General features: G+C 59.3%; 10 protein-coding genes and 5 pseudogenes. 8 read left to right on the top strand and 7 right to left on the bottom strand.

Annotation, left to right across the window (positions count from 1 at the left end):
• Positions 1-14 precede the first annotated feature (14 nt).
• From ACVJGD_RS39145 to ACVJGD_RS39135, 3 genes and pseudogenes are all read left to right on the top strand, one after another.
• Positions 15-965 carry a cyclase family protein gene (locus ACVJGD_RS39145; protein ID WP_456639169.1) on the top strand — a complete coding sequence of 317 codons (951 nt, stop codon included), beginning with the start codon at positions 15-17 and terminating at the stop codon, positions 963-965.
• An 82-nt stretch (positions 966-1,047) separates the two neighbouring features.
• Positions 1,048-1,509, top strand: a pseudogene (locus tag ACVJGD_RS39140) (SRPBCC family protein); the annotation flags it as partial.
• Positions 1,439-1,762 (top strand): hypothetical protein, encoded by a 324-nt coding sequence (locus tag ACVJGD_RS39135; protein WP_456639168.1) that lies wholly within the window; start codon positions 1,439-1,441, stop codon positions 1,760-1,762. The pseudogene ACVJGD_RS39140 and the gene ACVJGD_RS39135, both read left to right, overlap by 71 nt.
• Positions 1,763-1,879: 117 nt before the next feature.
• Here ACVJGD_RS39135 and ACVJGD_RS39130 read toward each other — a convergent pair.
• The 3 genes and pseudogenes from ACVJGD_RS39130 to ACVJGD_RS39120 all read right to left on the bottom strand — a co-directional run.
• Positions 1,880-2,055: pseudogene (locus ACVJGD_RS39130) on the bottom strand (hypothetical protein).
• Positions 2,006-2,563: a hypothetical protein gene (locus ACVJGD_RS39125; RefSeq protein WP_456639167.1), complete on the bottom strand. Its 558-nt coding sequence runs from the start codon at positions 2,561-2,563 to the stop codon at positions 2,006-2,008. The pseudogene ACVJGD_RS39130 and the gene ACVJGD_RS39125 overlap by 50 nt, the downstream one beginning before the upstream one ends.
• Before the next feature lie 385 nt (positions 2,564-2,948).
• Positions 2,949-10,160, bottom strand: a pseudogene (locus ACVJGD_RS39120) (shikimate kinase); the annotation flags it as partial.
• Between the two features lie 54 nt (positions 10,161-10,214).
• On the opposite strand from ACVJGD_RS39120, the gene ACVJGD_RS39115 reads away from it, so the two are divergent.
• A protein-coding gene (locus tag ACVJGD_RS39115) for an IS630 family transposase (RefSeq protein WP_456640512.1) occupies positions 10,215-11,199 on the top strand; the annotation gives its coding sequence in 2 pieces (ribosomal slippage) (positions 10,215-10,609 and positions 10,608-11,199; 987 coding nt in all).
• Here the strand turns inward: ACVJGD_RS39115 and ACVJGD_RS39110 are convergent.
• The gene (locus ACVJGD_RS39110; RefSeq protein ID WP_456639166.1) at positions 11,192-12,094 is read right to left on the bottom strand and encodes a hypothetical protein; all 903 of its coding nucleotides are present in this window, start codon (positions 12,092-12,094) and stop codon (positions 11,192-11,194) included. The two genes, ACVJGD_RS39115 and ACVJGD_RS39110, sit on opposite strands and share 8 nt — an antisense overlap.
• 2,222 nt (positions 12,095-14,316) lie before the next feature.
• Between ACVJGD_RS39110 and ACVJGD_RS39105 the strand changes: the two genes are divergently transcribed.
• On the top strand, positions 14,317-15,129 hold the full coding sequence (locus ACVJGD_RS39105; protein ID WP_456639165.1) for an IS4/Tn5 family transposase DNA-binding protein: 813 nt from the start codon (positions 14,317-14,319) through the stop codon (positions 15,127-15,129).
• A gap of 518 nt (positions 15,130-15,647) precedes the next feature.
• Here the strand turns inward: ACVJGD_RS39105 and ACVJGD_RS39100 are convergent.
• The 3 genes and pseudogenes from ACVJGD_RS39100 to ACVJGD_RS39090 all read right to left on the bottom strand — a co-directional run bounded on the left by ACVJGD_RS39100 (position 15,648) and on the right by ACVJGD_RS39090 (position 19,659).
• Positions 15,648-16,829 carry a TlpA disulfide reductase family protein gene (locus tag ACVJGD_RS39100; protein ID WP_456639164.1) on the bottom strand — a complete coding sequence of 394 codons (1,182 nt, stop codon included), beginning with the start codon at positions 16,827-16,829 and terminating at the stop codon, positions 15,648-15,650.
• 964 nt (positions 16,830-17,793) lie between these two features.
• Positions 17,794-18,351 (bottom strand): annotated as a pseudogene (locus ACVJGD_RS39095) (IS91 family transposase); the annotation flags it as partial.
• Positions 18,352-18,432: 81 nt separating this feature from the next.
• The gene (locus tag ACVJGD_RS39090) at positions 18,433-19,659 is read right to left on the bottom strand and encodes an IS256 family transposase (protein WP_456639163.1); all 1,227 of its coding nucleotides are present in this window, start codon (positions 19,657-19,659) and stop codon (positions 18,433-18,435) included.
• Between ACVJGD_RS39090 and ACVJGD_RS39085 the strand changes: the two genes are divergently transcribed.
• The 3 genes and pseudogenes from ACVJGD_RS39085 to ACVJGD_RS39075 all read left to right on the top strand — a co-directional run.
• On the top strand, positions 19,660-20,694 hold the full coding sequence (locus tag ACVJGD_RS39085; RefSeq protein WP_456639162.1) for a reverse transcriptase domain-containing protein: 1,035 nt from the start codon (positions 19,660-19,662) through the stop codon (positions 20,692-20,694).
• A 209-nt stretch (positions 20,695-20,903) separates the two neighbouring features.
• Positions 20,904-22,274, top strand: coding sequence for a group II intron reverse transcriptase/maturase (gene ltrA, locus ACVJGD_RS39080; protein ID WP_456639161.1), 1,371 nt, complete (start codon positions 20,904-20,906; stop codon positions 22,272-22,274).
• Positions 22,275-22,361: 87 nt separating this feature from the next.
• Positions 22,362-22,703, top strand: a pseudogene (locus tag ACVJGD_RS39075) (transposase); the annotation flags it as partial.
• Between the last annotated feature and the right edge of the window lie 302 nt (positions 22,704-23,005).

Here is a 23,005-nt window from a genome sequence, read left to right as displayed (position 1 = left end):
CAATGGAGATTTCAATGCACAAGCCGGTATCGAAAGAGGCAATCTATGAAGCCGCCGAAGCGCTATCCAATTGGGGCCGGTGGGGTGAGGACGATCAGCTAGGGACGATCAACCATGTCACCCCCGCCGATATCGTTGCGGCGGCAGGATTGATCCGGCGAGGCAAGGTTTTCAGCCTTGGCCTGTCCCTCAAGGAAAAAATCCAGTCGGGCCTTTTTGGTGTGCGCTGGAATCCGATGCATCTGATGCTCGCGACTGGCACCGATGCGTTGGCAGGAAATCAGACCAGCCCGAACCTCCAATATGCAGATGATTCCATCTCCATGCCCTGCCAGGGCTCGACGCAGTGGGACGCGCTGTGCCACGTGTTTCTCGACGGCAAGATGTACAATGGCTATTCGGCGGCGCTGGTGGACAGCTTGGGCGGGAGGAAACTCGGTATCGAGCACATGCGTAGCAAAATGGTCGGGCGGGGTGTCTTGTTGGATATCGCGCGGTGGAAACGGGTCGACTGGCTGGAGGATGGCTGTGGCATAACCAGCTCCGACCTTAATGATTGCGCAAAGGCGCAGGGAGTGGAAATTCGTAAGGGCGATTTCGTGATCGTCCGCACCGGCCACCAGGAACGGTGCCTTTCGCAAGGCAGCTGGGCGGGATACGCCGGAGGCGATGCACCAGGCTTGGCTTTCGAGACAGCCTACTGGATCCGGGAAATGGACATCGCGGCGATCTGCGCCGACACTTGGGGCTGCGAAGTCCGTCCAAACGAGACGACCGAGGCCTATCAGCCCTGGCACTGGGTGGTGATCCCAGCGATCGGCATCTCGATGGGCGAGATCTTTTACGTGAAGGAATTGGCGGAGGATTGTGCGGTCGACAAGATCTATGAATTCTTCCTTGTCGCTCCGCCGCTGCACCTGCCGGGTGGCGCCGGCTCGCCGGTTAATCCACAAGCGATCAAATAGGTGAGTGGCATTCAATCTGACGATGAGCAAAGGAGGGCGGAATGGAGTTGTTCGATGAAGTGGCGATCGAGCATCGCCGAAGCGGGTCTATGCGGCACTCAATGACTCCAACGTGCTAAAGCGGTGCGTTCCAGGGTTCGAAGAACTTGAACGGCTGTCCGATACCGAACTAGAGGCAAGGGTTGTCTTTAAGATCGGCCCGGTCAAGGCGCGCTTCAGCGGTACTGTTAAGTTGGATCAGAGCGGAGCGCCTGGGTCCTTTTCGCTGTCGGGGCATGGGAATGGCGGGATGGCGGGCCATGTGCGGGGAGGTGCACAAGTGACTCTCGCGGCCGATGGACCTGATCGGACCATCCTGTGCTACGCAGCTCGTGCTGAGGTGGGGGAACTTGCCCAGCCGGGAGGCCGGCTTGTCCAAGCTGCGGCACGCGCACTTTCTGCACAGTTCTTCGAGACCCTCGCGGTAGTCGCAGGTGGGAAAAATCAGCTTAACCTGCCAGGCTCGCCCGAGATTGCAGGAAATTCGTCGCATCCGCAACGCTGATACTTCGACTTCGAAGTCCTCGGGGTTCTCCCGGCTGCCGATCATCGTCACTATCGTACTGGTGATCGTTTTCTTCGCTGTCATCTTCTACGGCCTGACCTCGCGCGGACTGTACTTCCGTCGCGAGGCCGGCGTCGACGGCGGCTCATCGAACTCGGCGTCGACCTACGTCGCTCAACTGCGCATTCCGACGATCGCGACCAGTGTGATGGAGCCGTCAGGTGCATTTTCTGATCTCAGTCTTTTGGCTTGACGTCAAGCGCGATGGAGGCCGTTCCCGTGGGTCGACAGGAGGGACCCGCGCGCGGTGCGGAGTGCCCCCACGCTAGTCCCTGGCTTTCCAGCCGAGGTCGTTGCAGCCTGTAAAGGCCTATTTCGGCTTGGCGACGCCAATGCCGGTCAGATCGATCCTGATGCCTGCCTTGTTCGGATCATCCGGCTCCTGGTCCTGCGGGTTTCATTGTCCTGACTTCTCGCAGGCCTCGCCGCGTCATCGTCATCCTTGGGCTTGTCGCCAGCGTCCGATGCCCCCTTGCGGGCTGGCAGGCTGCCGGGATCGGGCTCGTCGAATACACCTTTCCCGTCGAAATGCCCCGCTCTTCCAGGCGTCGATCGCATCGCCGAACGCCTCGTCGACCGGCGCGCCATACCATTTCATGACGATGCGATAGACCTTGCCGAATAGCGCGGTGCCCATCCTGATATTGGCGCAGGTGTCGACCAGATCGGACTTGAACTCGGAGACGTCGGTGACGCCGAGCCCGGCCGGATATTGGGTCACCCCAACGCGGACCATGGCCTGGCCGACGTAACGGCGGACCAGCTCCACGGCGTCATCCGGCGTCTTGGGCGGCGCCACCAGGATGATGCGGTTTCCGGTCCGGACGGTGACGGCAAACGGATCGGGTGTCCCGACCGCGCGAATGAATTTCTCGACGAGCCGCGCGTCCCTAAACTCGCATCCACTACTCTCTCGATCAATCCAACATTCGCCTTCAAGGATCGCAAACCGCCTTTTGCCGCTCGATCCCCTAATGTCAGCCCCATAGAGCACCCCCTCGCGAATCAGGTGCTCAGCAAGGAATCACAAGTGATTCTTTCGACTCAAGATTTCGCCGATCAGCAAATCAGGCCGAGTGGTCAAAGTTATGGGTAATTGAAAGCTTCACCGGACGGATACGGTGGACCGCTATTTCGCCGAAGTCGTCACGCCGGCCAACGGGATCAGCGGCCCATTGCCGCTGTCAGTCGTTGAGGACGACTGACTTCGCTACCGGCGTGCAAAAAGCTCGCGTTTTGCCGATCGAAAACAGGTGTCGTAGGGACGCCCAACCGTAGCTGCATCGGGATCGAGTGGTGTGCCAGCTCGAGGCGAAGACCGTCCAGCACGATCGCTCAGCGTCACATCGACGATCATGGAAGCCTTGTAAGCGGCGACATCACGATGTCGCTCCCATGACATTGGCCGGTGTCCGGTCCGCGTCCCCCTCGCCGCAGAGGTGGGCATGCAGCGCGGCCACACATTGATCTGCGTTCTTGTTGTCATGTTTTTGGCCGGGGACAACCGTGAGATCGGCAAGTTGATAGAATGGCGCGCGCTCGCGGATCAGCTGCGTGATCTTGTCCTCCCGGTTCGCGGTCTGCAATAGCGGCCGGGTGGTGTCACGACTAAGGCGTTTCCTGATCTCGCCTATGTCGGTATTGAGCCAGATCGAGACCGCCTTCTCGGCGACGTGGCGCCGCGTCTCCTCACGCATGAACGCGCCGCCACCGGTTGCCAGCACCACCGGTCCGCGCTCGAGAACCTGTGCGATCGACCTCGCTTCGAGGTCCCTGAAATGCTGCTCTCCTTTGGTCTCAAAAAGGTCCGTTATCGACATGCGAGCCGTCGCCTCGATTTTTTTGTCGGAATCGATGAAGGGCAACCCCAGTCGTCGCGCAAGATAGGGGCCGATGGTGGATTTTCCGGAACTGGGCATGCCGACGAGCACGATCGGCCGCCCGTCAAGAGCCGCGACAACCTCCTTTGCATTAGGCTTGAGCGTCCTTGACTGTTCGGCAGATCGTAAGCCGAAGGCCGCGCCGATGCCACCGGTGCGCATCCCTTCGATTGACCAGTGGGAAATGTTTCTGACACCTTCGGGTATCGCAACTTCTTTGCAGACGTCTCGGGCGCGCTGCGCGAGTTGCTCCATCTTACGAGGATCCGGTGCATCGCCTCTGCGCCGTCGCTGGAGCTCCTTATACGTGTCGTGATTGGCAATTTTGGCCTGGTAGCTGCCCGGCGTATGGAACTCCGCATCGAAGCGGTAGCCATCCGGCGTGGCGAGCACAGTCTTCATGCCAACAAACGTCGGAGCGCTCATCCTAAACCAGTTGGTTGTGCTGATTTCGGCGTAGCCTTGCTCCTCAAACGCCAGTATGGCTTGCGGGAAGGCACGCGCAAAATCCTTGTCGGGCACTTGGAAGACATGGCGAACGGCATTGCTGATCAGCTGTGAGTCGCCTTCGGAAGCATCATTCATCTCCATGAGTTGGTCTCTGAGGGAGTTCTCCGTTCTCAACCGATTCTCGAGATGGGGCATTTTCACATTGATGTCCGTTTGCCGGAGATTTTCGGCAACCTGCAGAGCCGCTGCAGTGATCTTTGTCTCTTCGGCTGCGGCGCGGGCAACCTCAATTTGGGCGCGCTCTGAAGCCTGCTCGCGGGTTAGCGTCAACGTGATGGCAGATTGCTCTGCAGGCTGTCGGCCAAAGGGGCCAGGCAGGATCCCTTTATCAGCAGCAAGATTGATTGAGGCTTCCATGATTGAAGCCGCCAATGTGGGATTGTCCTTCAGATCCTCCAAGGTCGTGTCGACATTGAACCTTCCGTGGTTGAGAGTCGCCGCCATGCTCTTGACATAGGGCACAGGCTTCACGCCTGGTGTCTGTTGCAGCAGCCGCTGGAGCCCTTGGCTTTTCTTCATAAAAAGCTCGACGCTCGTGTCGGATTTAAAGGCGTCCGTTCCGACCTTGATACCGAGGCTCAGGAGGTTGCTTGCGCTTTGCACGAGGTCATCCGCAATGTACCCATCCGGACGCGGATCGATGCGCGCAGGATAGTGGTCGAGCAGGACCTGGATACGGTCGCGTGGGTGAGTGGCTGCCGGATAGGCCTCCGCCAGGTTTGGGAAAAGCTCCGCAAGCGCTGGGCTCACCATCAGCTTGGTTTCGCTCACGCTTTCGGCCGTTTCGGGCAGCACCTTCTCATCCGTGCTTTCCGCCCACGCCTGGAGGTCGGTGACGAGCAACTCGGCAAGCTCGTGGGCGACTGGATGGTCTGCAACCTTGACCTCGCGCCTCGCTCTGTCGAGCTTGTCCTCTATATCCTGGCCACTCACCTGTTCCTGGTTCAGTAGCTGACGGATGTCGTGCCGTAGCTCGTAGTGAACACCCTCGTAGGTTCCAAACACGGCACGCTCGGCAAACCAGCGTCGTGCTTGATGGGACTGCGCCAGAAAGCTTCGCTGCAGGCCGGTATAAATTTCCAAAGCATCCCGCGTCGCCGCGAGGATCTGGTTGGCACGACTGAACTGGTAATTGTTGCCCTCGATCGCCGGGGTATGCGACTTTGGCGGCTTGAGCGAGCGAACTCCGCGAGCTTGCTCCTTCTCATCGAACTGGCGAACATGCTCATAAAGCTGCGGCCGGTCGCCGATGATAACGACGGTATCCCCGTCAAAGTCGCCGTCGAGATTTTTCTGCTCGTCAGTCGGGACGGCAACCAACGACCCTGGAGCGAACACCTCAGTCGCCTGCAGGATGCCGACGCAGTCGACCGGCGTGTCCACCTTGGCGCGGTCCTTGCGCTCAGTCCAGCTCGAATGGCACTTGACGTCCTCGGCCGACATCACGAGCCCACGGTCGGCGTAGTTGGCCGGCCACATCTCATCCGGCACCACGATCAGAATGCCTTTGGCAAAGAAAGTCGGATCGTCGGCCGCCAGCTCCTCCCGCGATTTCTGGGCGACACTGAAACTATATTGCATGGCCACGCATCTATCGAGGAATGCCGCAGTCGGATCCCCATCAGCTGCCGACTTGACTCGTTCGGCAGCGAGCGGGCGCAGGTTGGGCTTGTCATAGGGGGATCGCCCGATCAACACGCCTCCCGTTCCCGTCAACGTCTCGCTCTTGCGCTTCGGCACATGCAGGTCATCATCACTGGACGGGACGGCAACCGCACCGGGACCGTCGATGTGGCCTGCCGTCACCGTGCGAAACAGCTGCTCGCCTATCAGGCTTTCCCCTCCTCTGCTCTCAAGCCAAGTCTTGATCTTCTCGCGGGCCTCGTCCGCCACCCGCTCGTTGCGCGGATAATGTTGCAGCGCCGAGGCTGGCACGGACGATCTCCTTGCCTCACCAAAGGCCGGCATCCGATCGGGGCCCTCCTGGGGGCTGGCACGGCGAACAGCTAGCATACGCTCGGCCAGCGAGGCCTTGATGAAGCCACAGCCGTCGTGCGGTCGCAAAGCAATCGCGCCTTCCGGTCCAGCCAGTTTGAAGGGATGCGCCTCGTTGGTCGGGCGGTCCGGCGTCAGTAACAATCCGAAGGTGCCCTCCAGCGCGTAGTCGTGAGGGCCTAGATCCTTGAGGGCTGGAGGCGCCGCAAACCCCCTGCGCTGAGTATACCAATAGGCCTCTTTGAACGGCGCCCAGGCGCGCATTAGCTTCTCGAACGACGTGCCCGGAGCGGTTTCGGCATAGGGAATGGCGAGCAGCTTTCCGCCCGAAGACGCTGCTGCCGGTTTGCCTGGAGCATGGGCGGCGATTTCCAACACGGTCCGTTGTGGTGCCTTCAACTTGCTGCCGCCGAACAGGTCCATGCGGTATGGCACCCCCTTATACGTGAGCGTACGCGCCAGCATGAAGGCACTCGGCTTTGCTGGCAGCTGCACCGCGACCACCTCTATCGCTCCGGAGGTCAGCCGATGAAAAATCGAATATCGTGTCTCGGGCTCCGTGGGCAGTGGCCGCCCCTGCATATCCACCACCGGCAACCGCATCAGACCCGCTTCGCCCTGTGGGGGCCTGGGCTCATGGTCCATGGCTCGCAAGACCTCGTGGACATGGAATATGGACGCAGGATATTTGTCCCGGATCGTTGCCGCGTTCTGCTCGACGAATGTATCCAGCGCGTCGAGCGGACTATCCGTCTCGATCTGCGCGATCAGGTTCCAGCTCATGTTGGAAAGATCGCCTTGGATGAGGTCGCGCGTCCTGGCGAGGATCTTTCTGGTCCCCTCCTGCAGCTCTTGCTTCCTCGTCCGCAAATCGGACTTCTTGCCCTCGACATCCGGTCGCTTGAACAAGTTCGCCAAGACCGCGCGGGCCTTGAGCACCTGATAGATCGAGAGAGCGGGACCGCGACTAGCGAGCGGCCCTCGGATTCGCTCGGCCACGCTTGCGTTGAAATGTGCCTTGATCTTTTGCTCCACGACGGGTTGCACGTCGTTCAGCAAGTAGAGAGCCTGCCTCCGGTGCCAGCGCAGGTGCGGGCTGCGCGCCAGCGGCACCAGTGCGGCACAGAGATTGCCCATGGTTTCGAGATTATTCTCAGCGGCAAATTCAGGGGCACGAAGCAATTGGTTGAGCCGATCTAACCCGGTCGGTGCCAGTAAACCAAGATCCTCGATCAGCCGGGCCTTCGCCAAGGCCTTGAAAATGGTGGCGACGGTCAGCACTTCGCTGTGCTCCAGCCGATCATTGGCATAGTGCAGGTGATGGGCCAGCTGGTGTAAGCGATCCTTCAGCAGAGAAGTCTCTATGATCTCCCCCGCGTCTTCCCCTCTCGTGATACTTCGCCCCAGGGCATTGGCGATCATGCTGAACTGAGGCGTCGTGAAGGCACCGAATCGTTGGCCTCCCCGGCCGAGTCCACGCGCGATGTCCACTACCGCCCGGTGGCACGCCGCTTCTTCCGGCCACTTGCTGAAGCCGTTCACCAGGTATGCCAAATGCTGCGGCGTGACATCGGAGAGCGGGCGGTGACAGACCTCACGCGCAATCACGACTGCGGTTTGGCAAATGTCCGTATCTTCCGACCACTTGCTAAAGCCGTTCACCAGGGTCGCTAGAGCTTGATTATCCGCGTTAGAGAGCCGGTCGCCGTCACGGAGCTCACGGGCAATCGCCACTGTGGCCTGGCGCGCGTCCTCCTCTTCGGGCCACTTGCTGAAGCCGTTCACCAGATTCGCCAGCTCCTGCTGAGTAAACCGAGAGAGTTGATCGCTATGGCGACGGACCTCGCCGGCGATCGCAACTGTGGCTTGGCTCGTGTACGCCTCTTCCGTCCACTTGCTGAAACCGTTCACCAGATTTGCCAGCTCCTGCCGAGTAAAAGCGGAGAGTTGGTCGCTACGGCGACAGACCTCACCGGCAATCGCGACTGTGGCCTGGCGCGTGTCCTCCTCCCGCCACTTGCTGAAGCCGTTCGTCAGGTTTGCCAATCCCTGGCTAGTCAAAGCAGAGAGACGGTCGACGCGGCGATGTACCTCGCAGGCGATCGCGATTGTGCCCTGGCGAGAGGACTCCTCTTCCGGCCACTTGCTGAAACCATTCACCAGGTTCGCCAGTTCCTGCTGAGTAAAGCCAGACGGTTGGCGCCGAAGAACTTCACTGGCGATCGCAATTGTGCCCTGGAGAGCCGCCTCTTCTCCCGGCCACTTGCTGAAACCGTTCACCAGACTCGCCAGCTCCTGTTGAGTAAAATCAGACGGTTCGCGCCGAAGGACTTCACTGGCGATCGCGATTGTGCCTTGGAGAGCGGAATCCTCTTGCGGCCACTTGCTGAAACCGCTCACCAAGTTCGCCAGCTCTTGTTGCGTAAAAACAGAGAGTTGATCGTCGCGCTGACAGACCTCACCGGCGATCGCGAGTGCAGCCTGTTGCGTGTCGGCCTCCCCCGGCCACTTGCTGAAACCGTTGACCAGGATTGCCAATCCCTGGCTGGAAAACACAGAGAGGCGGTCAGCCCGACGATGGACCTCACGCGCGATCGCGATTGTGCCCAGGCGAGAGGGCTCTTCTTCCGGCCACTTGCTGAATCCGTTCACCAGGATCGCTAGACCCTGCTCGGTAAAATCCGGAAGCCGCGCAGCGCGGCTGCAGAGTTCGGTGGCGATCAAGCGTGCAGCTTGCAGACAGGCCTCTGCTGTTGGCCATTTGCTCAAGCCATTCATCAGGATTGCCAACTGCCGGTCATTGAAATGGGAGAGCCCTGCGGCGCCGCGACGGACGAGCTCACTTGCGGTGGCAAGTATGCCCTGGCCTGTGGCCTGCTCTTCCGGCCACTTGCTGAAACCGTTCACCAGGCTCGCTAATTGCTGCGGGGTAAAGTCAGTAAGTCCGCCATCGCTGACGGCGCGGCGGCTCAGTTCAGCAGCGATCAAGCCTGTGGCTTGCAGACAGGCATCCTCTTCCGGCCATTTGCCGAAACCGTTCACCACCGCCGCCAAGTGCCGGGGAGTAAATACCGAAAGTTCGTCCGCGCGGCCTTGGACCGCATCGGCGATTGCGACTACGGCTTGGCGGGAGTTCAGCTCTCCCTTTGGCCACTTGCCGAAAGCATTGGCCAGGAGTGCCAGGTGCTGTGGCGTAAAACCAGGCAGTTTGTCGTCGTGGGCGGCGCGGCGGCAGAGTTCGGCCGCGATCAAGCCTGCCGCTTTGAGGCAATCCTCCATCTCCGGCCAGTTGCTGAACGCATTGAACAGGCTCGTCACTTCCGGCGGAGCAAAATCAGGGAGTAGGTCGGCGCGTGCAAGGACCTCCTTGGCGATCGCGATTTTTGCCGAAGCGGAATCCGTGTCTTCCGGCCATTTGATGAACCCGTTGACCAGACTCGCCAGGTCCTGCGGATCAAAATCAGAGAGCCCCTCGTTGCGTGCGGTGATCTCGTTGGCGATCGCGACTGTAACTTCGCGACAGTTCGTCCCTTTCGGCCACTTGCTGAAACCGCTCACCAGATTCGAAAGTCCCTGCGGATCAAAAGCACAGAGCTCTTCTTTGCGCGCGAGGATCTCGTTGGCGATCGCGACTGCAATGTCGCGACATTGTTCCGGCCATTTGCTGAAACCGTTCACCAAGCTTGCCAGGCCTTGCGGACCAAACGCAGGAAACTGGCCCTCACGGTCCGCGCGGGACAGGATCTCACCTGCCATTTTGACGGTAGCTCGGCGACAGGATTCTTCGGGCCTGCTGCTGAAGCCGCTTACTAGGTTGGCCAGGAGCTGTGGAGTAAGACTAGAGAGCCGGCCCGCCTCGGCGTGAACAACCTCGTCGGCGATCGCAAGGGTAGCTTCGTTGCAACCCGTCTCTTTCGGCCATTTGATGAACCCGTTCACCAGGTTCGCCAAGTGCTGCGGAATAAAATCAGAGAGCCAAGCGTCGCGCGCGGCGCGGCGGCAGAATTGGGCTGCAATTTCGACAGTACCCTTGCGGCATCCCGCCTCGTTTGACCACTTGCTGAACCCATTCACCAGGTTCGCCAGGTCCTGCGAGACAAAACCACGGAGCTCGTTGTTTTGGGCGCGGCGAAATACCTCGTCGCCGACCGCGGCTGTGGCTCGGCGGGCGTCCTCCTGTTCCGACCACTTGCTGAAACCATTCACTATAGCGGTTTTCGCCCGATTTGAATCTGGGGGATTCCCAAACGGTTAGCGATGATGGAGACTGTGTGCATTGATTCTCCTTGCCGGCGGGGGCGGGCGGTGCCGAAGGCCTATTCTTGTGACCTGCGGGAACGCGTTATCGAGGCCGTGGCTGCGGGCGCGTCGCGGCGCGAGGCGGCCGAACGCTTCGAGGTGAGTGTAGCATCGGCGGTCAAGTGGGTGCAGCGCTGGCGGGACGATAACAGCGCCGCTGCGAAGCCGCGCGGCGGAAGCGTTTCGCCGCTCGAAGAGTTCGCAACCGAGATTTTGGCTGTGGTTGCTGAGCATCCAGACCTGACCCTGGTGGAGACGCTTGCAGAGCTGCGCAAGCGGAGAATTCGAACCAGCCGCAGCGCGCTCTGGCGCTTTCTCGACCGTCACAACATCACCTTTAAAAAAAAGCCTGCAGGCTACTGAACGGCAGCGAGAGGACGTTGCGCGAGCTCGCCGACGTTGGATACGAGAGCAAGGTTTTCTTGATCCCGCCCGGCTCGTTTTTATCGACGAGACTGCGGTCAGCACAAATCTGGCGCGGCTCCGGGGGCGTGCGCCAAGGGGTGTCAGGGTGATCGGCGCCGTTCCGCTGGGGTCATGGGAGACCATCACTTTCGTGGCGGCCTTGCGCCACAATAAAATGACTGCCCCGATGGTGATCGAGGGAGCTATGACCGGAGAAATGTTCCTCGCCTATGTTGAGCAGTGCTTGGTTCCAACCCTTCGGCGCAACGACATCGTCGTGATGGACAACTGCCGAGTTCACATGGCGCCTGCCGTTAGGCACGCGATTGAGAAGGCAAAGGCGAGCGTGCGGTATCTCCCGAAATACTCGCCTGATCTTAATCCGATCGAGCTGCCCTACAGCAAATTTAAGGCATACTTGCGTAAGGTCGCGGCACGAACAGTTCCGCATCTCACGCGCGCGATCCGTTCGTTCATCCCACAACTAAGCCCACGCGAATGCACCAACTATTTCGCTCACGCAGGCTATGCTTCTAAATGACAGGAATCCGCTTTAGGTTAGCCAGTCCCTGTGAAGTAAAATCAGGAAGTTGGTCGGCGCGTGCGACGATCTCCTTGGCGATCGCGACAATAGCCTCGCCGCAGCGGCCTTCCGGCCACTTGCCGAACCCGTTCACCAGGTTGGCTAGTCCCTGCTGATTAAAATCGAATAGTCCGTCCCTCCGAGCGGCGCGGCGGCTAAGTTCGCCAGCAAGCAAACCCGCGGCTTGGGAGCAGTGTGCCTGTTCAGGCCACTTGCTAAAGCCGTTCACCAGATTCGCCAGGTTCTGCGGAATGTATTCAGACAGGCGGGCTCCACAAACCTCTCGGGCGATCGCGGCTGTGGCTTGGCCACAGCTCTCCTCGTCTGGACATTTACTGAAGCCGTTGACCAGCAATGCCAGACTTTGATTTTGCAGTTCCTGAAACGCAAAGCTTTCATCGCAACAAAATTCGGCAATGCTGATGATTGCCGCGTGGCATTCCGCCAGCGAGGGATGCCGACCGAACGATGATGCGAAGAGAGAAAGGGCGCTGGGATTCATTTGCTTCATAAGCATCTTGTCAAGACGCGACACTCGAACCGCTAAGGCACGGCAAGCTTGTATGCCGGCGTCACCTCCGGCTTCCCGGCTTACCGCGTTGCATGTCGTGGCGTACCCCCATGACGACCGGATATTTTCTTCCAACTGCACAATAAATCGAGCATCGAAACGGGCAGCCGCGGTTGACAGAAACTCTGAAAGATCCTGCCCCCGCAGCTGCTTGCTGTAACGTACCACTTCGCGTGAGAAAATGCCGATATCGCGAGCGCTGGCGATTTCTCTTAGCGCAGCATTTAGTTCATCCGATCGTCTAGAATGCCTTTCCGGTATTCCACCTAACACGTTCTGCACGGCTGAATTGTCGATGTGCGGCCTTCCTGGTCCGCCACTCGAGCCAGAGACGGATTGGCTATGCGGCACAAGCCCGCCTGTTTGCGAGCGTTCGGCCGCTCGATCGGCGCGCCGCCGGTTGCCAACCGAACGCGAAGGGTCAACCTCCAGATTGGCTCCGCCGCCATACGTTCGATGGGCTCGCTCCGAGCTCTCAGGCTGGATGGGCTGCGCAGGGACACCGCCGGTGCGCCAGCTTCCTGGCCTGTCACCCCGCTCGGACACGGATTGCGTATTCGCTGAGAGCTCGCCGCTTTGCGAGCTCTCAGCCGTTCGGTGGGCACGCCACCGACCGCCATCAGAACGCAACAGGCGTGCTTCCCGATTTGCTGCGCCATCGTAAGTACGATCGCATCGTTCCGGACCTTCACGCTGGATTGGCTGCGTCGGCGCATTGGCGACGCGCCACCTTCCTGGTCTGCCGCTTCCCTCAGACACGGATTGCGTATCCGGCGGGCGTCTGCCCGCGTGCGAGCTTCCAGCCTCTCGATCGGCGCGCCAGGACTCCTCGCCACGCAACGGGCCTGCGTCTCGACGTGGTTCCCCACCGTAAGGTCTATAAGGTCGCTGCAGGCCTCGGCCCTGGATCGTCTGGGTGGGCACATCATGGACGTGTCCCCCTTCTGGTTCGCTAGCCGGGTGCGACGGGAGCGAGCGTCCTAGTGAGCTTTCAGCCTCTGGATCGTCGCGCCGCGGTTCCCCATCAGATCGCGACGAGCCGGATTCCGGCAAGGAGCCGAAACGACGACGGCTCCCACCGAATGCGCCCTGCAGCGCAGCCCCGAGGAGTCGATGTGGGCCGGCGGGAGGACCGGCAAACCGGCCCGCATCGCCGGCGCGCGGCGCGATGCGAGAGTATGAAGCATCTGAATCCTGAGACTGAGAGCGCATCCGCTCCACAACGGAACTGAATGACCGGCCCTCTTCACCCGGGGCAGAAGCCGGTCCAGCGCTAGAACCGTCAGCGCCTCGACCTTCGTTGGCACCAAATTCCGAAATGGGCGATTTGCCGCGCTCGTCAATGGGCCTCATAATCCATCTCCAATGTAGCGGAAACTGTGCTGCCTGCCCTGACGAGCGCGATAGCTACGTGCCGGCTCGATGGCTTGTCCTCGTCTTATCTGACAGGGCTGGCCGAATAGGATCGTCGGATCCGAGCACGCGGAGTCGTCAATTGCATGATCCTTGACGACAGACCGACAGAGCGCGTCAATCACCAAGCCAAAAATGCTTTTCGAGCAACACACTCTAGATTTCCAAGAAGCGGCGCTTCGCGATGCAGTCCAACTTGATGTCTCCGGTCTTTATTCTAGGACGCGACAACCCTTTCGAGGGTCATCGAAGCTTGAACGTCGAGAGAGCCAAGCATCTCCCGTTCTCACCGTCCCATTCGCTGACTGATATCGCCGTGATTACTGCGCCCTATCAACGGCCCACCCGCAATGTGGCAGGTATATTGAAGGCTGACAATGACGTGCCTATTTCCGATCACCTACCGACTCTCGATCGGTTCCGTCTATGGTGCAGTTGTAGCGTCGGATTGAGTCTGCGAGCGCCCCTCCAGTCAGCCCGAGCAAACCGAAAGCAGAACATAGTACAATAGTGAGAGATGGTTGCTTCATTTGCCGATGCTTTCGCGGACATGTCTTCGCAAGAATGTACAACCTGACGCAGGGACCGATTCAAGCTCCTTCGATCTGTTGTCGTGTGGACTCATGCTGACCTCGGTCGTTGCCGATGATCTGAGGCCGGCAAACTGGACCAGTTTTGGCTAGGCAAGGTGCGAGCCCGAGACTCTAACCGGCCGCTGGATGAAAGTTCGGTGGCAGGTCAATGCTGGCCGATGTCCGATCCGGGTTCAAAACCGGCAATGCTCGGAACGAGCAGAAGATTTCTGCTCAGCCCCCAAAAAGCCGACGTCTGCGCTTTTATCCGTACACGCCCTAGACGCACGCGGGATCGAGGGAACGAGCCTCTCCCCGCATTAGGTTTTCGCCCAAATCATTTGCGTTGTCGTCATGGCAAGTAGCAGACCAGATTAGGGTAATCGACCGCTTCACCGGCTTTCAATTACCCACAAGTGCTTGATTCCTTTGCGGGAGGGTAGATCGAAGAATCTTGAATCGGATGAATCGCTTGTGATTCATTGCTGAGCACCTGAATCGCAACGGCGAGGTGCTTTCATGTGTCCAAGCGGCGCGAGATCTCGTCGGTCGACAGGCTCGGATGGTCGCCAGGATGATCGTGATGAAAGCGCCGTCGAACACTGGACTGAGCGCGAGATCGACAAGACGGCTTTCAAGGACGCCCGTCTTGGTCAACGATTTGGCGAGCTGTTGAGGCAAATTGGTGATGGCATGGGCGGGAGTATACCGTTCGCGTGCCAAGACTGGGCGAACACGAAGGCGGCCTACCGCTTCTTCGCCAACGAGCGCGTGGAGGAAGCCGACATTCTTAGCGGCCACTACGCCGCTACGCGCACGCGCTATGACGATTGTATAGGCCCGATCCTCCTTATCCAGGACACCACGGAATTCTCCTACCAACGCACGAACACGAGCGCGATTGGCATGACCAAGAGCGTCAATAGCGGGCGGGACAAAGGTGGTCGTTGGCGCCATCACACGGTCTGCGGAATGCTGATGCATTCCAGCCTCGCGGTGACCGTCGAGGGCCTCCCCCTGGGATTGGCGGCGGTGAAATTCTGGACACGGAAAAAATTCAAAGGCACGGCGCAGCTCAAGAAGAAGATCAACCCCGACCCGCGTTCCCATCGAGAAGAAGGAGAGCGTTCGTTGGCTCGACAATCTCAGGCAATCGATCGAACGGCTCGGACAGCCGGAGCGTTGCATTCATATCGGCGACCGCGAAAGCGACATCTACGAATTGTATTGCCTCACGCAAGAGTTTCTCGTAATCAACGCCTGAACACCAGATCCGCCGCTCATAATCTTTGTCCAGTTGGTGCAATTCGATATCAGCTAGCGGGATTTTGAGCAGTTCGCGGTCCTGAATACTCGCACAAGGAAGTGAAAATAGCCTTGATCCAAGCTGCCAATATTGTCCCAAAGGACATTCACTTCGCGTTTAAGGATGAGCGAACGACTGTTTCGCTTTTGTCATAAGCGCCACAAGCATGCACCATGTGAAGCACAGGAACTAAGTGTCCTTCCGACTTTCATCGTACTGCCGTTCTTGAGACAGGCCACCCTCGGACAATCCGATTCGGCATCACCGCGCTGGCAGCGCTGACCGGCGCAATGGCAAGCGGCTACAGCCAAGGTAGGGAAGTTGAGGCTGCTGGGATGTGGCCAGCTATGCTTGGTTTATGCCGCGCGCGCGGCCCGTTAAGGCTTTGAGGTTTCACGGCATGAGAGCATCGATCTGAGACATCGGCCAGCCCTGCGCGAAGAAGTTCAACCTGCAAACGATTCACCACTGTGCTTGATGGACTCTGCTTGCCACTGGCCCGCCAGAGAAGTGAACGAATTAAGGAGCAAGCATATTCGGATTATCACCCCTTTTCATGTTTCTCCTCCGGCGGCTGCGCTTTGACTTTCGGAAAATTGTTATCCGGGGCCGCACAAGAACCCCCGTAACAAGCCTTCTCGCCCTTGTAGTTGGCCAGGGCCTGTAGCAACGTCGAAAGGAGTTTCTGTTTCAGTTCGTCCGGGATGGTCTCCGGACGGTCCAGCGACTTCAGTGCCAGCTCGACCAGCTCGATCGCGCGATCCTTGTTGCCGCGCTCGTAATAATATTGAGCAACGGCCCCATAAGATAGGAACTTATAGCCGCCGTCGCGTTGCGGAGGATCCAATGCCAGGATGTGTTCGGACAACTCCTTGCCCATCGCAAAGCGCTCGGCAGGTGGGAAGTAGGAGTTGTCGTTCGCCTGATCGAAGAGTTGGCGCAGCGCCGCGGCCATCCACACCTCGGATTTTTTGTCGATCGCGTCACGAACCAATTGGCGTATGATCGGCAAGCCGGTACGCATGAAGTGCATTTTGTGAAGCAGCAGCTCTGCGTGAAGCTGGCGGAAGTTGATGTCGTCTGGCATTACAGCGACGGCCTCTTCGACCGCCGAAAGCGCGGTCGACCAATCCTTGGCCTTCATCGCCGGCGCAAGTTTGGCTAGGATCGGCTCAGTCAACGCTCGCTTGTGCGTCAATTCGCGCGTTTTGCGCTCGCCTTCGGCGACCCGTGCGATGTCGGCGGCTTTCGCTTCATGGCTGGTGCGCCAGGTGCCGTTAAGAACTTTCGGCAAAACCTCATCGAGTTGCTCTGGATGACCGATAAAGGCAATGTGGCCGTCTCGGTCGACAATGAACGAGGTGGGAATCGCGACTGAAAGGCTGCCATCCATCCAAAGCTTGTTCATTTCGCCTGCGTAAGCGAACCCGATTCGATAGTTCAGGTTCGAGAACTTCTGGGTCAACCACGCATCCAACTTGGTTCGAGCTTCGTCCGCCGTTTGAGCTCGTTCCTGAGCTGCGACCGCGAGGACCTCAAGCCCGCTATCTTTATACTTCTCTTGCAGCTGCACCAGATGGCGCATCGGCGCCAAACACGGTCCGCACCAAGTAGCCCAAAATTCGACGATGTACACGTTCCCGGGCTGGAAGCTCGTGAGGGGCTGGCCGCGCAGCCAGTTCTCCATTTTGATCGGAGGAGCTGGAGACTCCATGCGCAGCACCATGTTAATCTCCAAAGCTATTGCCAAAAGTTGTGCGATTTTATGCACGAGCTTGTCTCTCTCAGAAACGGGGGACACCGCTTGTACGGAAGAAAAGCATCGCTCGTTCTGCGCGTCTGCGTTGCAATCAGCCCTCGCTCGGTGTCGCCGCATCTCAATAGCAACAGCCATGCCAGCATCGTCAGCACGTTAAGCGCCTGATTACGCTTTTGAAAAAATCCACAGCGCACAAGGCGGCCGGTGTCTTGAACCTGACGCAATTTGTGCCGCGTCATATTTCCGACAGAAATCCCGCGCTGCGCGCCGTCAGAAAAGTGTCCCAGCCATCCTTTTCGGTTGAAGACGCCGATGTCGGAAAGCCGACAAGGCGGGCCTACCATTGCAGAGGCACGACTACCTAGTGAACTCGTGACAACGAGGAGGTGATCGTCCGCGTGATGTCGACTCTTGAGAGGGGTGGTGCGAAAAGCCAACATCCTCTCAGACAGGACACCTCAGTTCACAGGCTCCTCCCACTCCCGCGTAGCGGGTTCGTTCGATGGCGGGCGACATCAAATCGGAACGGTGGGCGAGATCATTCCGGAACCGTGGGCGACATCGAGCGGAATGTCGGAGGCTTCAAATGGGTCCCGCGTCGCCGACGTCACCTCTTGCTGGGCGCGGGACCCATTTGAAGCCGGATTGAACGAAGCCGCGTGTTGTTGGCCCGGACCCTATGGGCGTTGAAGGCAGGTATTGGGCGCGGAGGAAGGCATAGCGCACGGCGAAGATCTGCTCGGAGTGTTTGATCGACGACAGTAGGGCAAATAACCGGCGGGATCATTCGTGATGACCGCGGTATCGTCAATGACAAATGTACGACGGAGAGGCTGCAGCGGAATATACTGGCACGCCTGAGCATTCCGACGGAGGAGGTCGGGATTACGATCAGTGTAACCAATGCTCAGACGTTCAAGGTCAAAGGTGGTCATGACGTGTCGCACCGCGGTGCTGAACGTCGGGGCAGTGGCGAGCGTGGATAAAGACCGATCTCGATCATGCGACCTCCGCAGATGGGACAGAGCTCGATGCGATGCCCGGTCAGAACGGCGTAGCGCTCGCGATAGTCAGCCGGTTTGACCGTCGACGGTGGTGCTGGCGCTTGGAGAGCGCTGCGGATCAGTGCGAGCTTGGCGGCTCGGCAGGTGTTCGCCAGGAAGCCGATGTGACGGATACGGCGGAAGCCTTTCAGCAGAATGTGAAGCAGGAAGCGACGGATAAACTCATCGGCTTCGAGCGTCATGACTTTGGACTTGTTCTCGTCGCGATAGTCCTTCCAACGGAAGCGAACATGGCCATTCGCGCAGGCCAGCAGACGGCTGTTGGCGATCGCGACACGATGGGTGTAGCGCCCGAGATAGGCGAGAACCTGCTCAGGCCCGGCGAACGGCCGCTTGGCGTAGACGATCCATTCGACCTTGCGCAGGGGGGCGAGGTGGCGGGCGAATGCTGCTGGTTCCGCGAGGTGCGCAAGACGACCGAAGAACTCGTTGCGGGAGTGTCAGAAGTTTTGTGTAAGAGCGCCTCTGTGAGAGGATTGCGGGGTCAGCGGACTGACCCCATGGGGTCAGTCCGCTGAGCCTGCAAAGCGCTCGCCGAACTGGATGGCAAACTGGCCCATCGCGGCGGTCCATGCAACTGGTCGTCGCCAGTGTATTCCGGCATTCCTGATGGCGAGGTAAAGCAGCTTCATCGCCGCCTCGTCGTTGGGGAAGCTACCGCGCGTCTTGATGATCTTGCGCAGCGAACGGTTCAACGCCTCGACCGCGTTGGTGGTGTAGATCATTTTACGGATCTCCGGCGCGAACGCGAAGAACGGGATGACCTGCTCCCACGCCCGCCGCCAGGCCGCCCCGATCGCGGGATAGCGCTTGCCCCACTCGGCTTCGAAGTCTTCGAGCCTGAGCAGAGCGGTGTCGGCATTCATGGCATGATAGATCGCCTTGATCGAGGGCAGGATCGCCTTGCGATCCTTCCAGGACACGAAGGACAGGCTGTTGCGGATCAAATGCACGATGCAGGTCTGGACCATCGTTTTGGGAAAGACGCTGTTGATCGCCTCGGGAAAGCCCTTCAGGCCGTCGACGACGGCGATCAGGATGTCGGCGACGCCGCGGTTCCTCAGATCGTTCATGACCTTGAGCCAGAATTTGGCGCCTTCGGTCTGCTCGATCCAAAGCCCGAGCACGTCTTTCTCGCCTGATGCAGTAATGCCCAGCACGACGTAGACCGCCTTGTTCTTGACCATCCCTTCATCGCGGATCTTGACCCTGAGCGCGTCGAAGAAGACCACCGGATAGATCGATTCCAGCGGCCGGCTCTGCCATTCGCGGACCTCGTCGAGGATCGCGTCGGTGACTTTGCTGATCAGATCGGGGGACACCTCGGTGCCGTAGAGTTCGGCCAGATGGCCCTGGATCTCCCGCACCGTCATGCCCCGCCCATAGAGACTGATGATCTTGTCGTCGAAGCCGTCGAAGCGGGTCTGGCCCATGGCGACGATCACCGGCTCGAACGTGCCGGCGCGGTCGCCCGGCACCTCGATCTCGATCTCGCCGTCATCCGTCAACAACGCTTTGCTGCTCGTGCCGTTGCGGCTGTTGCCCGATCCACGGCCCGCCGGGTCGCCCTTCTCATAGCCAAGGTGGTGGGTCAGCTCCGCAGCCAGTGCGCGCTCCAGAAGCGCCTTCTTCAATCGTCGGAAAAGCCCATCTTCGCCGGCCAAGTCTTCCGGCTTGAGGCTGCCCCCAGCAAGAATCTGGTCCAAAATCTCAGGTGAAAAATCGGTAGCCATGTGAGTCTCCTGTCAAAGGTAAACTCACAGAAACCATCTTACACTGAGTTACTGACACCCTCCAGAGTATGTCAGCAGGCTCTGGTCAACCGTCTGGAGCCCATCTTTGAGCGCGTCTTTGATCCGAGCAGTTTTGGATATCGCAAAGGTCGCAAGACCGCGGATGCCCTGACCAAGATTTGGCGTGAAGTGGAGAGCGGAAACGAGTGGATCGTGGATGCGGATTTGAAAGACTTTTTCGGGTCTGTGGATCACGAAAAGCTCCTGACCCTTATCGGAAAGCAGATCGCCGACAGCAGAGTGCTGAAGTTGATTCTGCAGATGCTGAAAGCAGGCTATGAAGAGCGGGGACAGAAATACGCGACTCCAACGGGAACCCCGCAAGGCGGAGTCGTCTCGCCATTGATGAGTAACATCCTGCTGACTCCCTTCGACAAGGAGATGAGGCGGCAAGGGTACCAACTCACGCGGTGGGCGGATGACTGGGTGGTGACCTGCCGGACACGTGCGGAGGCGGAATACGCTTTGGCGCGAGCAGCGAAGATTCTCAAACAGCTTGGCGTTGAGCTCAATCAGGCGAAAACCCGGATTGTACATGTAGCGCACGGCTTTGAGTTTCTAGGATTCAAAATCCAACGCGGGAAAGGCAACTTGCGCCTGAATCGCGACCGGATAAAGTCCAGGCTGAATCGGCATGGTCTCTACGCCATTCCCGCACAGAAGTCGGTCGACCGATTCAAGGATCAGATCAGGGCCTTAACGCAAAGAAGGATACCTCTGCGCATGGGGAAATTGATCGAAACGATCAACCCGATTATCCGGGGATGGGGAAACTACTACTGTCGCTCCAACGTCAGGAAGCGCTTCAATCAGCTGGATCGGTGGATAATCCAAAGGCTGTGGTCGCATCGCGCCAAGCGAAGGCGAAACACATGCTGGAAAGAGTATCCCACACGAAGGCTGCGCATGGAGTTCAAGCTTGTCAGCCTTGTCTCGCTGATACCTTCTCTTCAAATCGCGAAAGCCCGTTCATGAAAGCGGAATGCGGGAAAACTGCACGTTCCGTTTGTGCGGCGGACGGAGGCAAGCCCTTTAGTGGGCGCCTCCTCCGACCCGACAGGTCATGCGGTCGGCGAAGCTATTGAGACACTCCAAAGCTGAAAAGCGGAGCAACAGATCGGCAGAGCCGGAAACGATGGCTGAAGGCCCGAACGAATGAGAGAGGCAAGTAGGACCGGCACCTCATGAACGGAAAGCGGCAGACAAACCAGCAACAACTGGCCTCAGGCACGGAGGGTCGGGGTGAAACCCCGGCTGCCGCGACCGGAGGAGCCGAACCGTCTGTGGCGATGACGGCGACCGAAAGCCCGGCTTTCCCAGAACATCTGATGGAGGAGGTATGTAGCCGCGAGAACCTTCAAAGAGCGTGGAAACGCGTTCAAGGAAACAAGCGAGGTCCTGGTGTCGATGGGATGACCATCGACGTCGCCAAGGCATTCCTGCGTGAGCACTGGCCAGCAATTCGGCTCCACTTGCTCAACGGGAACTATCAGCCACGGCCGGTTAAGCGGGTGGAAATTCCGAAACCGGATGGTGGGGTCAGAAGGCTCGGCGTTCCCTGTGTCGTCGACCGCCTGATTCAGCAAGCCGTGCTGCAGGTTCTTCAAGAACAATGGGATCCGACGTTCTCCGAGCACAGCTACGGATTCCGGCCGGGACGGTCGGCGCACCAGGCCGTAGCCCAGGCACAACGCTACATCGCCGAGGGCTACGACGTTGTGGTGGATCTCGATCTGGAAAGATTCTTCGACCGAGTCAACCATGACATCTTGATGTCGCGCGTCGCCGCACGGGTGACCGACAAGCGCGTGCTCAAACTCATCCGGGCGTACCTGAATGCCGGGGTGCTGGAGGACGGCCTGATCAGACCGGTGGATGAGGGGCCCCCTCAGGGTGGGCCGCTCTCGCCCTTCCTCAGTAATATCGTGCTCGACGATCTCGACAAGGAGCTGGCTCGACGTGGCCATCGGTTCTGTCGCTGTGCGGACGACTGCAACATCTATGTTCGCAGTCATCGCGCCGGCGAGCGGGTCATGGCCTCGATCACCCGGCTTCTGACCGACAAGCTGCGGCTAACGGTCAACGAGGCCAAGAGCGCGGTGGCACGACCAGAAGAGCGCAAGTTCCTAGGATTCAGCATTGCGAACGACGCATTGCGCCGAAAGCGCTCGCTAAGTTCAAAGGACCGGGTCCGGGACATCACACGCCGGACGCGAGGCACCAATCTGGAACGGATCATCAAAGACCTCTCGCCTTACCTCATCGGATGGCGCGGGTACTTTGCGTTCTGCCAGACTCCCCGCGTGCTCACAAACCTGGAAGCCTGGATTCGCCGGAGACTGCGAATGTATCTCTGGCGACAATGGCGGAACGGGCACAAGCGATTCACGGAGCTTCGCCGCCTCGGCATCACGAAGTTCGCCGCATCGATTGCCGCCGGTTCACCGACGGGGCTCTGGCGAATGTCCGGGCACCCGGCGGTCCAGCACGCCCTGCGCAACCACTTCTTTGACGCTCGCGGTCTCCCCCGAATACTGGTTTCTGGGCCAGCTTAACTCAGTCGAACCGCCGCGGTACGGACCCGTATGCCCGGTGGTGTGGGAGGGGCGGCGTCGCGAGACGTCCCCCTATCCCGATCAATCAGCACCATGACTTTCATCGCAGCGCTGCGCCACGACCAGATCAGCGCACCTTGGGTCATCGACGTCCCCATCAATGGCAAACTCTTCACCCTCTATGTCGAGAAGGTGTTGGCGCCAACTCTGGCAAAAGGCGAGGTCGTCATCCTCGACAACCTCAGCAGTCACAAGGGAAAGCCGGCCCGCGACGCCATCCGCGCCAAGGGAGCGCATCTGCTCTTCCAGCCGCCCTGCAGCCCCGACCTCAATCCGATCGAGCCGGTCTTCGCCAAACTCATACACCTGATCCGAGCTGCCGAGCCTCGTGACGTTGAGGCAACCTGGCGCAAGATCGGCGAACTCCTCGACCTCAGAGCTCGCGAGTTCGCGAAGGAAAAACGCGGCACGCCGGGCTGGCGATGTTCGGCGGCGACGCCGGTGCGGCCATCTGGTCGAAGACGGCGGACGGCATTCAGCCGGACAATCTTCTTTCACTCGTTGAGTGCCTGTGATTGTCGCGGTCGGACGTCTCTGTAAGGCCCGCACCGGGTCATGCTCGGCCGATTGCGTTCGTCTATTGGAGACAGCACAGGCGCGACTCGGCGTCAGAGAAAATGCATAAAATCGACGCTGTCCTATCACGCACCGCTAACTTTGGAGCCAGCCTT

Source organism: Bradyrhizobium sp. USDA 10063, from assembly GCF_054063735.1.
The sequence above is the reverse complement of the archived record's forward strand: the minus strand, read 5'-3'. Positions and strand labels throughout refer to the sequence as shown.